Here is an 11584-nt window from a genome sequence, read left to right as displayed (position 1 = left end):
GTTCTCACCAGTGTTCTCACCCTGGTTATCACCCTGGTTGTCAGCCTGATTATCCGAAGTGTTTACAGCGGTGTTATCACCAGTGTTCTCACCCTGGTTATCACCCTGGTTGTCAGCCTGATTATCCGAAGTGTTTACAGCGGTGTTATCACCAGTGTTCTCACCCTGGTTGTCAGCCTGATTATCCGAAGTGTTCTCTACGGTGTTATCAGTCTGGTTATCAGTCTGGTTATCACCCTGATTATCCGAAGTGTTCTCTACAGTGTTGTCACCCTGGTTATCAGTCTGGTTATCAGCCTGATTATCCGAAGTGTTCTCTACAGTGTTGTCACCCTGGTTATCAGTCTGGTTGTCAGCCTGATTATCCGAAGTGTTCTCTACGGTGTTGTCACCCTGGTTATCACCCTGGTTGTCAGCCTGATTATCCGCAGTGTTCTCTACGGTGTTGTCACCCTGGTTGTCAGCCTGATTATCCGCAGTGTTCTCTATGGTGTTGTCACCAGTGTTCTCAGCCGCGTTTTGAGTCACGGAGAACGATACATCGTCCGTCGACGTTCCGTCGGTCGCTTCGACTGTGTGCGGCCCTTCGGGAACAGCAGTGAACGTCTGAGTCCAGTCGCCATTCTCATCGACGGGTGCGGTCTTGGCGTTGGCAGTATCACCATCAAGCGTCACGGTAATTGTCTTGCCTGGCTCGCCGGTGCCACTCACAACTACAGGATCGCCGTCAGCAAATTCTTGATCGGGTACTGGCGTCGTAATTACCACCGGTGCTTCGGCAGGTGCCTCAGCAGCGGCTCGAACGGCAGAAGTTCCAAGATCAACCCTAACCCCTGCTGCCAACCCCGGGAGTACCTCGAGGGATAGAGCTGTGACATAGTTCAATTCACCCTCGGGGGCTGGTTCTACAGCAATCGCATCGGCATCCGGGCCAGTTATCTCGGCGCTCGGGATGGTTCCCTGCTTGTTTATGGTGATTTCCAGAACACCTTCTAGCAAGGGCTCAAGCGCTTGGTCGATAACCGGAGCGACCACGTCACCGACAAGACCGTCGACTGTGCCAGGCAAGCCACTAATCAACCCGTTTACGGTTGAGAAAATTGGAGCAGTTGTTGATGTAACAAGCCCAACCACCGTAGTGAGCAGGTTCCCTACATTAATTCCGCCACCCAATCCTTGCAGTAGGACTAAGTCATTGTCGGAAACAAATCCGGCCGATCTTCCCGTAAGCAAGTCGGCTAGCGACCCACTGAGGTTGATTCCGCCATTGACCAAATCCGCTCCGAGAACTACCGCATCAACGTCTGCGGATAGGGTAAAGGTCGCGTTCGATAGGACATCGTCCAGCGCTGTCTCAAGCTTGTCGGTTAGTCCTTCCAGAAGAGCAGTCAACTCTGTAGTGATCTGTGTAGCAACCTCATCGCTGAGTAGCTTGGTACCCGCCGGCTGCCCATTAAGGTCGCCACCGGTCAGCTCTTCAAGATTTACGTGAATCGTACCTTCGCCAAGATTGATTGACACCAAACCTGTGGTAGAAACTAGCTCTTCGGTAAGAACGCCGTTAAGTACACCAACGACGCCGTCAATTCCGTCAATACTAAGCTGAGCATTCGACACGCCAACCTGAGCCAAAAAGAGATTCACATTAGCAAGATTCAGCGCGCTGACGATCTGCGAACTCAGCCCTCCATCACCAACGATCCCGTCGACCGCGTTACCCAACGTAGTTGTCGTACCGGTCAATGCCTCACTGAGATCCTTGATAGCAGGACTTTCAAAGTCCAATGTTGCGCTAGCCAGGCCGTAGTCCAACTCGGGATCGTTTCCATCGGTCCGCTTTGCCGACGATCCAAGCGCTCCGAGTTCGAGACTTGCAGTACTGATCACTTGGTCAGTTAAGCCGGCCACTCCCAGCTGCGCAAACAGGTTTGTCAGATCGACCGTGGCAAGTTCACCATCAATGGTGTCGAGGGCCAAAGCTCCATTACCGTCCAGCACGCCAGATGAAGATCTAGCGCTGGTCGCTGATTCGGCTATTGAAAACGACGACAGCACACCTGCCTGACCCAGATCCAGCAGGCCGGAGCCGTCTTCACCTATGACCGGGATGTCGAGCGTTGGCAGCTGCAAATCAACGAGCCCTTCGAGCGCGCTCAACGTCAGTTGGTCCCGTTCACCGTTCGGCGTATTCGGGGCGCTTGGGAAGCTTGAGAAGGAGTATCCGGCGTTAGCTACATCTAATCCCAACGCATCTACGTTGATTACCTGGCCAAAAGCTTCAGAATCCTCTGCTGGCGCCGCGAAAGCGGTCGTTACGCAGGGAGCCACAAAGAGACTGCTGACCACAGCGCCAGCGAGTAGTCGCCTCGGAGTTCGCGATTTCGGGGTTTCCGCACCATTCAATGGTCGCAGACGTCTTGTTTGCACCAGATTTCCTCCATAGTGTTTGGGCGTCAATCATCGAATTGAAAGATGTCCCATCATCGACACTATGGTTCAGACGACCTTACACACAGGTTTCTTTCAGCTATTTCATGGGAGATTCAGGCTAGAACTTATGTCCAACTGGCTATTAATCATGGCTCTTGAGCCAAACTGACCGGTAACATGCATGCTTCAAAACGCTGTATTCCCGGACTTTCACAGAGATCTGCGGCTGCACAACAAAATCGGACGAGGTGCTCTTGGCCAATTGGGAAGTAAACAAATGACAAACAGGCCATTTTTCCTACCCATGTAGCTATAGAATGAACTCAATTGCAGCACGGAATCACGTGGGGACGTGAGGGGCAGGTGCTGCAGGCCTGAATTTACGAGAGTCACGCCAAGGACGCCCCACAAATGCCAGAAATTCGAGTACACCTCGCCGACAGCGACCATTTCTCCCGCGCGGGAATTGTGGGCGCTTTAACAGCACAACAAGATATTGTCATTGAGCACATAGCTAGTTCAATGTCAGAAGCATTGGCAAACGCCGCCCAGAGCAAACCAGACATCTTTTTGTTGGAAACATCGCTCAGTGGCGAAAGCCTGTTCCAATCAATCAAGCAGCTCATGGCCGTCTCGCCGACCAGCAAGATCGTTGTCATGGCTACACGGTATAACCGTGAAGAAGTCGCCCAAGCCTATGATGCGGGAAGCTCTGGAATCATTTCTAAGAGCTCAATCAATACCGAACTGCCAAGTGCGCTTCGGATGGTTGCTTCTGGCTACCAGTTGTTCGCGCCGCCAAGCGATGGTTGGGAATATCCTGTCAGATACGAGAAACGTACGGAGAACCAATCGATTGTCCGCGCACTCTCAGATCGAGATCGACAGCTGGTGAGTTTGGTAGCCGCTGGACTAACCAATGTTCAGATTTCCCGAGCAATCCACATCAGCGAAGGCTCTGTAAAACTCTATTTGGCACGCATCATGGACGATCTGTCCGTCACCAACCGGGTCCAGCTTGCAGTGATTGCCGCCGAGTCTGGACTTGTTACCTCGGATGACCTGCAAATCGCCTAACGCCTAATAAACGGTGCGTAGCTGACTAGCTGGTACCCACATCTGCTCACCGTCGCGGTCGATTTGTCGCCAGGCACCTTGCCTGGCGACAATCACCACGGCGGTGTCGGCTTGAAGAATCCGAGCCAAACCATAATGATCGCCCGGCCCGCGGCGTGCGTTCAGTCCGATCGTGGTCAGTGCGCGTTGGTTGGGCACCGCCATCAAGCCGCCTTTTGCCGGTCGCGCAGGCAACTCATGCAGGTACATGCTCGGGACCCAGCCATGGAGTTTTCCGCACTGGATCTGCGACCATAGCCCTTGCTGCACAAGCAAGCGAACTTTAGTTCCCTGGTCAATCACCAACAGGACCGGATATCCGGTGCCACTGCCCTTGCGTAAGTTAAGTGTCGCCGTTGTTGAGTGAGTCGTTTCAACCAATGAATATCGGGTGAGGGTTCGTTCATCGTGTTCGTCCTCGGACTGGCTCACTACCGGCTCATCAAACACGGTAGGGATCAGCTCGAGATAAATATTGGGTACCCAGCCATAAACATTGTGAACTAACACGTGGGCCCAAGAACCATGAACCGAGACCATCGTCAGTTCGGTGCCTTGATTCAGATGGCTTTGCACCAGGTAATGTCGGCCAGCACCCTTACGCAATTTCAACGGTGCGGTGGTCCGATGCGTCTGCGAGGCCGACGACGTACGAGCCGTTGACTGCGAATAACCCATCTGATTCACGAGCACCTCAAAAAAGAAAACTTAGGGGAAGCAACAAGTGTCGCTTCCCCTAAGTTTATTCCATTTTTAGAAGTTGGTTCTTCCGCGTACTAGCTGTTCTTGCGTGAACCCAGTTCCGAGTCCAAACGAAGCAGTCCGCTGCCGTCGTTTCCGATGAGGTTGACGCGGTCCAGGATCTCTCCCACGCTTGCTTCTTCCTCGACCTGCTCGTCGATGAACCAGTGCAGCAGTGGGATCGAGTCGATATCTCCCTCGGTCTGTGCCAAACGGTACAGCTCGCGGATTGCTTCGGACACCTTCTGCTCGTGTGCCAAGGATGCAGCGAATGCGTCAGCAACGGACTTCACGTTGACTGCTGGTGCAGACTGCTCGCCGATCTGCGGGTGAGCCGAGCGGTCGGTCATGTGATCAATGAACTTTTCAGCGTGAACGATTTCTTCAGCTGCCTGGGCACGGAACCAGCCGGCAATGCCCGGAAGGCTCATGATGTCCATTTCGACGGCCAGCTGGCGGTACACCGTTGCAGCGGTCAGTTCGAGGGTTACCTGTGTGTTGAAGGCTTCTGCCAGTTTTCCTGTAAGTTCCATGCTTCTAGACTAAGACCCTTTAATTGCTTTGTCACCGAAGTTTGGACACACTTAGTAAAACTGGAATTAGGGAATAATCCCTAGTTGGGCTCCCGTTAAGGTAGCTCCTACTAACCTAACTAAGGAAAGGCGAACATCGTTTGGCTACTTGCCCAACCCGGCCCGTCGCAAGGCTTCGGCCATGGCAGTATCACCCGCCGGAGCCTCTGCACGCGATCCGCCAGCGGGCCGTCCGCGGTTACCAGAGCGTTGTTGTCCCGACCGTGCATTCTGCCCACCGGTACGCGGGCCACGCTCACGCTGGTTACTGGGTTTAGCTGATTCGCCTGCCGTTGGCAGCTCATCATCCAAACGCAACGTCAGTGAGATCCGCTTACGTGCGGTATCAACTTCCAACACCTTAACCTTCACGATCTGCCCCGAACTGACAACCTCACGGGGATCAGAAATGAACTTGGTGCTCATCGCCGAAACGTGAATCAAACCGTCCTGGTGCACCCCGAGGTCAACGAAGGCGCCAAAGGCCGCCACGTTGGACACGGTGCCTTCCATGATCATTCCCGGCTTAACATCGCTGATCGATTCTACGCCCTCTTTGAGGGATGCGGTCACGAATTCACCACGAGGGTCTCGGGCCGGGCGCTGCAACTCCGCCACGACGTCTCGAATGGTCGGTTCACCAAATTGTTCGGTCACAAAGTCCGCGGGCTTCAGCTCTTCAAGACGACGGCCTTGCTCTGCAGCCGCCTGCTGCAGTGCCTTCGCTAGATCATAGGCTTCGGGGTGTACCGATGAGGCGTCGAGTGTTTCCTTGCCGCCGGTGATCCGCAAGAATCCGGCGCACTGTTCAAAGGCTTTGGCACCGAGTCGCGGCACTTTCAGCAGATCTTTGCGGGTGCCGAACGGGCCATTGGCATTACGGTGCTCAACGATATTTCGGCTCAGCAGCGGACCCACACCTGCCACCCGGGCAAGCAATGCAGGAGACGCGGTGTTGACATCCACGCCTACGGCGTTGACACAGTCCTCCACCACCGCGTCCAAGGCACGGTCGAGCTTTGAGGCGGTGACATCATGCTGGTACTGCCCCACCCCGATTGATTTCGGATCAATTTTCACCAGTTCGGCCAGCGGGTCCTGCAAACGACGGGCAATGGAGACCGCTCCACGCAGGGACACATCCATCCCCGGCAGTTCCTGGCTGGCCAGTTCCGAGGCGGAATAGACCGAGGCGCCGGCTTCGGAGACGATGACCTTGCTGACGTTTGTTGTTCCCAGGGCCTTGATCACCTCGGCAGCCAGCCGGTCGGTTTCGCGTCCGGCCGTGCCGTTACCCACGGCGATCAAGGTTGTGCCGTGTTTCTGGGCCAGCTTGGTCAGGATGGCAACCGATTCGTTCCATTTATTCGCCGGCGCGTGCGGATAGATGGTGGCGGTTTCAATCGATTTGCCGGTGAGGTCAACCACCGCAACTTTGACGCCGGTGCGCAAGCCCGGGTCTAGGCCGAGAACGGCCTTGTTTCCGGCGGGTGCGGCTAGCAATACGTCACGCAGGTTGGCGGCGAAAATCTTGACCGAAGCGTCTTCGGCTTCTTCGAATAGGCGTGAGCGCAGGTCTGACTCGAAGCGGGTGAGCAATCGTGCTTTCCACGCCAAGCGCACCGTTTGAGCCAGCCATTTGCCGGCTGGAGCATCCGCTGATGCGGTGATGCCAAGGGAAGCGGCGATGGCGTTTTCATAGCCTGCACGAGCCTGGTCAACGGCCTCGGCATCGCGTGGATCGGCCTCGGCCAATTGCACGTTGAGCACTCCATCACGCTCTCCACGCAACAAGGCAAGCACCCGGTGCGACGGAAGGTTGTCCAGATCGGCCACGTAGTCCAGGTAGTCCGAGTACTTGCCTTGGCCTTCGGTGGATGCACCGGGGACAAGGCTGGAACCGATCTTGCCGTTTGTCCATAAACGCTCACGCAGTTCGGAGGCCAACACCACATCTTGCGAAACGCGTTCGGTCACGATAGAACGGGCGCCGGAGAGGACATCGACGTCCGTGCCGAAGCCCGCTTCGGCATTCAGATAGTGGGCGGCGGCCGTTGCCGGGTCTGTCTGCGGATCAGACAGCAATAGATCTGCCAAAGGTTCCAGCCCCGCTTCGCGGGCAATCTGGGCTTTGGTGCGCCGCTTGGACTTGAAGGGAAGGTAGATGTCTTCCAGCTCGGACTTGGTGCTCGCAGCGGTGATCGCCGCGTCAAGTTGCTCGGTCAGCTGGCCTGCTTCGGTGATCGCATCCCGGACGACAACCCGCCGGTCTTCAAGTTCACGCAGGTAACGCAGTCGTTCTTCAAGCAGACGCAACTGGCTGTCGCTGAGCATACCGGTGACTTCTTTGCGGTAGCGCGCAATAAATGGAACCGTCGAACCGGAATCAAGCAATTCAATGGCAGCTTTGATTTGCCACGCTTGAACCTTTGATTCGACGGACAGTTCCCGGGCCAGCACCTCGATGATGCGTTGCTCGGTGGCGTTGCTCACTGCATTGTTCTTCTGATCGCTACTCACCGAACCATTGTGCCCCATGAGGGATTCGGTTCTGATGATCGACTCGGCTAGCTTTCAGCGGATCCCAAAACTTCACCGCTAAGCTTATTTGCCATGGGGAAAGTACACGTTCGAAACGCGGCAATCATGCTTCTAGTCTCATCGGCGACGCTGTTCGGTGCTGGGTGCTCGGTGGTGCAGGATACTGCGAGCTCGGCGGCGAGCCAGCTGACAGACGCTGCGTCGAAAGAAATCGTCCGCCAGGCTTGCGCGCCAATTCAGGACGGTCGAATCGACGCCAGCGAATTGCGTGTACTGACCTCGCTGGTGGGGTCAGTTGAGGGTGGCGGCCTTCCGCAGGATCTTGTGGACGTGCTCAACGACCTGGCCGCTTCGGGAGATTCGGTCTCCACCACTCTCCAAGATCGCCTGGTGCAGGCCTGTGACGACGCAACGTCGGAAAACCAATAACACCCTGGTTGCTTCAGCCCTCTGATCTAGACTCTTTTTATGCTCGAAATTCCAACTAGCGGCAAAATACGGATTGATGCCTGGCTTTGGGCTGTCCGCGTCTATAAAACTCGTTCGGAGGCCACCGCCGCCTGCCGCGCAGGCCACGTCCGGCTGAACGGCGTGTCGGCCAAAGCCGCGCAACCAGTGGTTGCAGGGTCCCGTGTCAGGGTGCGCAAAAACGGTTTTGACCGGGAGCTGGAAGTGGTCGGCCTGATCAGCAAAAGGATGAGCGCCGCCGTGGCGTCCAAGTGCTATATCGACCACAGCGAACCACGCGAAAAAATCATCGTGCCCCAGATTCCGATTCGCGAGCGTGGCGCCGGGCGTCCAACCAAAAAGGACCGCCGCGAAATGGATCGCTTGCGGTCCTCCTGGATCAGTCCCGAGGATTAACCTGGTTTGTCTCCTACCAGCTAGGAGAGCTCAATGGGTGGCACGTCGGTCTCGAAACCGAATATCTGCGAGTAGAACGCCAAGGAATTCTCCAATGCGCTGATAATGTTTTCCGACTGGCGGAATCCGTGCTGTTCCCCGGCGTACACGATATATGCATGCGGGATGCCCCGGGTGGCCAGCGCGTCGGCAACAACCTGCGATTGCGCCGGGGGAACCACCAGGTCTTCGTCACCTTGCAGCAGCAACACCGGGCAAGAAATCTTGGATACGTGATTGATTGGCGCGCGTTTTTCATACAAATCGGCGGCCGCCGGGTACGGTCCTACCAACGAGAACATGTATTGGGATTCGAAGTCATGCGTGTCCTGGACCAGGGCAACGAGGTCCGAGACTCCGTAGCGGCTAATACCAGCGGTGAAAACCTTGGAGTTGGTCAAGGCGCTCAGCACGGTCCAGCCGCCTGCGCTGCCTCCTTCAATCCCGATTCGCGCAGGATCCGCAATCTTGCGGGCCACCAGCGCTTTAATCACCGACACGGTGTCCGCGACGTCCACCACGCCCCATTGCCCGCGGAGCCTGTTCCGGTACTCACGTCCGTAGCCGGTCGACCCGCCGTAGTTCACGTCGACCACGCCGATGCCGCGAGAGGTGTAATAGGCGATGCTTGCGTTCACGGTGGGGGCGGCCTGCGCGGTAGGACCCCCATGCACCAGGGTGACGAAGGGAGCAAGCTCGCCGTCTTCTCCTGTGTAGCCGTCCTGGCGTGGTCGGTACAACAAGGCATGCACCGACTGTCCAACCTCGTTGGAGCATTCAAATTCTTCAACCTCCGGCAGCATGGCCGGGTCCGGCAGCTTGGAGATGGAGCCGGCGACCGTTCGATATTCCAAGGTCTCAAGATTGATCAGCGAGATTTGCTCGCCATAGGTCATCGAGGAGGTTCCGGCCAACAGCCAACCGTCACGAACTTCCAAGGGGCGCACCCGGGTGAAGGGCAGAGCCAGATCTTCTAGTCCCCCGGTCAGCGCGTGGACGCGAGCCAGTTTTGTGGTTCCAGTTCCGTAGGAGCACAACAGCGTTCGTTGGTCTTCGAGAACATACCAGGTCGTTCCAACTTGCCACAGCGGTCCGGCGAACTCAGCCGCACGATCCGCCAGACGAGTGGCACGCGCCGAGCTGACTTGGTAAATGTAGGGATTCCACCAGCCGGACTCATCGCTGATGAAGGCAATGCGGTCCTCGTCCACCCACTCGGGCTGCATGATCGAGATATCTTCGGCTCCGGCAATCACCGTGTCGCGCAACTGCCCCAGTGAAGTGAATTCGGCCAGGTGCAATGTGGTGCCATCCCAAGGCATGTTCGGGTGCTCCCAACTGATCCACGTCAGCTGCGTGCCCGAAGGGCTCAGCCGCGGTGCGGCCACAAAACGGGCCGGTGTGGTGAGCACCCGAATCCTGGTCGCGTCTTCAGCGGCAGACCCGTCCAACGGGATCTGGACGATATGGCGCACCGGTTCACCATTCAGATCTTCCATGATTGCAAGGACCGTGCGACCCGGACCATCGATAAATTCTGCGAAACGCAGTTGCGGTTGTCCGTTCACCAGGGAGTCTGGTGTCAGGGCAATGGGAGTAACCTGACCCAATTGCTGCAGGTAAACTCGCTGGTCACTGAAGTTACTGAAAACGATAGCGTCCTGGAGCTGACCCTTGATCAGTTTCCAGCTCGCGCCACCGTACTCATGAACACGAGAACGAACATTGTAGGGTTTGCTGATCAGCTCGCTTGGTTCACCGTTCGAATCTATCGGGTAGGAAACCAGGGTGATTCTCCCGCCTTCGGCAGGACGTCCTTCTTGGACAATAATATTTTGACCATGAAAGCTTGCACCGCCGAGAGGCTTGGTCCCCGCAGCAACGTCGTGCGCGGAAATTGTCGAGGGCCAGGATCCATAGGGCAGTTTCGAAGGCATGTTTTGATCCTATCCAGATTTTTGCCGCCAAACGACCCTCGACAACTTCAAAGTTGTTCGGTTTGGATTAACCCATGACAACTTTTGCGGTTTTTCTCCGCGGTGTAAACGTCGGTGGCGTCAAGGTGCTGATGAAGGACTTGACCGCCTTGTTAAGCAATGAGGGCTACCAAAACGTACGTACGCTACTTGCCAGCGGCAACGTGCTGCTTCAGTCCGCTCGTCAGGGGCGAGGCGAGCTGGAAGCTCACTGCAATTCACTTTTGGCCACGCACTACGGACGGCCAATCCCCACCTTGGTCTTCACCACAGATGAAATTCTGCAGCTGGCCAAACCGTTTGCGGTGAATCTGCCCGGGCCGGCAGCCGAACACCACTGCTATTTGACGTTATGTGAATCGCAGAGAGACGCGCAGGAACTTTATGCCTTGGCCGCGCAGCTCACCGCAGAATCAAGCATCGCCGTAGTGGGAAGATCCTTGTGCTGGACCGCTCGCAAGGGGCAAAGCACCAATGACGCCCTGGGCAAACTCATGGCAGCACAGGCCCGACGGCGGGTTATTACGACAAGGAACCACAACACCTTGGTCAAAATGGCCGCGATTATCGACTAGGTTCCCTGACGGGCAATAATTGAGCGTTGTATTTTCACCGCCGAAATCTCACCGAAAGTCCGTGAATGCTGACCATTATCGAGCTTGTTGGTATTTTCTTTTTCGCTGTCTCCGGATCCTTGATGGCGGCGCGGCGCGGGTTCGACATGCTCGGCTCGGCATTTCTCGGTGGAGTCTGTGGTCTCGGTGGTGGCGTGGTCCGGGATCTCATCTTGAATCAGTCCCCGGCCACCTTTGCGCATCCGATCTACTTCCTGCCCCCGGTGTTGGCCGCGTTATGTGTCTACGCATTCACCCCGGCCGTCCAGAAGCTGCACCGTCTGGTACAGATCTTTGACGCAGCTGGTCTGGGACTGTTCTGCATGACCGGCACCATGAAGGCGTTGGAGAATCAGGTCAACCCGGTAACAGCGGTGCTGCTTGGCGTGATTACCGGCGTGGGTGGCGGAATGTTGCGTGATGTCATTTCAAATGTCACCCCGGATCTCTTTAATCCCCGGGATATTTATGCAATTCCGGCCATTTTGGGCGCTACCCTCACCGCGGCAGCCTGGCATTTCGACGTATTGAACGTCGCGATAGGTTCAGGCATTGCCGGGCTGACCTTTGTGTTGCGGCTGGCGTCGATTCGTTTCGGGTGGAGTATTCCCTTGGCGGCCGGACATTGGCACCGCCAGGCACCCCCGCCGTCCACTGGCGATGGTCCACGCCGCCATTTCTAACCGGTCTG

10 protein-coding genes are annotated in these 11584 nt (G+C 56.3%); 5 read left to right on the top strand and 5 right to left on the bottom strand.

The genetic code is table 11. The features are described 5' to 3' along the window. A partial coding sequence (locus ACIOWL_RS08715; RefSeq protein ID WP_400384242.1) for a choice-of-anchor G family protein occupies positions 1 to 2328 on the bottom strand: 2328 nt, incomplete at its 3' end. Between the two features lie 513 nt (positions 2329 to 2841). On the opposite strand from ACIOWL_RS08715, the gene ACIOWL_RS08710 reads away from it, so the two are divergent. Next, positions 2842 to 3507, top strand: a complete 666-nt coding sequence (locus ACIOWL_RS08710; protein WP_400383641.1) for a LuxR C-terminal-related transcriptional regulator — start codon at positions 2842 to 2844, stop codon at positions 3505 to 3507. 3 nt (positions 3508 to 3510) lie between these two features. Here the strand turns inward: ACIOWL_RS08710 and ACIOWL_RS08705 are convergent, their stop codons facing one another. From ACIOWL_RS08705 to ACIOWL_RS08695, 3 genes are all read right to left on the bottom strand, one after another. Further along, positions 3511 to 4158 carry an SH3 domain-containing protein gene (locus ACIOWL_RS08705; protein WP_400383639.1) on the bottom strand — a complete coding sequence of 216 codons (648 nt, stop codon included), beginning with the start codon at positions 4156 to 4158 and terminating at the stop codon, positions 3511 to 3513. 164 nt (positions 4159 to 4322) lie between these two features. Then, the gene (locus tag ACIOWL_RS08700) at positions 4323 to 4820 is read right to left on the bottom strand and encodes a ferritin (protein WP_400383636.1); all 498 of its coding nucleotides are present in this window, start codon (positions 4818 to 4820) and stop codon (positions 4323 to 4325) included. Between the two features lie 144 nt (positions 4821 to 4964). After that, a complete protein-coding gene (locus tag ACIOWL_RS08695; protein WP_400383635.1) occupies positions 4965 to 7397 on the bottom strand; it encodes a Tex family protein in 2433 nt (810 codons plus the stop codon). Between the two features lie 108 nt (positions 7398 to 7505). On the opposite strand from ACIOWL_RS08695, the gene ACIOWL_RS08690 reads away from it, so the two are divergent. Beyond that, entirely contained in the window at positions 7506 to 7829 is a 324-nt protein-coding gene (locus tag ACIOWL_RS08690; RefSeq protein ID WP_400383633.1) for a hypothetical protein, read from the top strand. Between the two features lie 39 nt (positions 7830 to 7868). Then, positions 7869 to 8264 (top strand): RNA-binding S4 domain-containing protein, encoded by a 396-nt coding sequence (locus ACIOWL_RS08685; RefSeq protein WP_400383632.1) that lies wholly within the window; start codon positions 7869 to 7871, stop codon positions 8262 to 8264. A 20-nt stretch (positions 8265 to 8284) separates the two neighbouring features. On the opposite strand, the gene ACIOWL_RS08680 is transcribed toward ACIOWL_RS08685, so the two are convergent. Continuing rightward, complete coding sequence (locus ACIOWL_RS08680) at positions 8285 to 10240, bottom strand: prolyl oligopeptidase family serine peptidase (protein WP_400383630.1); 1956 nt, start codon at positions 10238 to 10240, stop codon at positions 8285 to 8287. Positions 10241 to 10314: 74 nt separating this feature from the next. On the opposite strand from ACIOWL_RS08680, the gene ACIOWL_RS08675 reads away from it, so the two are divergent. Further along, complete coding sequence (locus ACIOWL_RS08675; protein WP_400383628.1) at positions 10315 to 10854, top strand: DUF1697 domain-containing protein; 540 nt, start codon at positions 10315 to 10317, stop codon at positions 10852 to 10854. Between the two features lie 65 nt (positions 10855 to 10919). Further along, positions 10920 to 11576, top strand: coding sequence for a trimeric intracellular cation channel family protein (locus ACIOWL_RS08670; protein ID WP_400383626.1), 657 nt, complete (start codon positions 10920 to 10922; stop codon positions 11574 to 11576). The last annotated feature ends 8 nt before the right edge of the window (positions 11577 to 11584 follow it).

It is taken from the genome of Glutamicibacter sp. NPDC087344, assembly GCF_044744225.1.
In the GTDB taxonomy this organism is placed as follows: Bacteria; Actinomycetota; Actinomycetes; order Actinomycetales; family Micrococcaceae; genus Glutamicibacter.
Note: the sequence above shows the minus strand (reverse complement) of the source record. Positions and strands in the feature narration are given on the sequence as shown.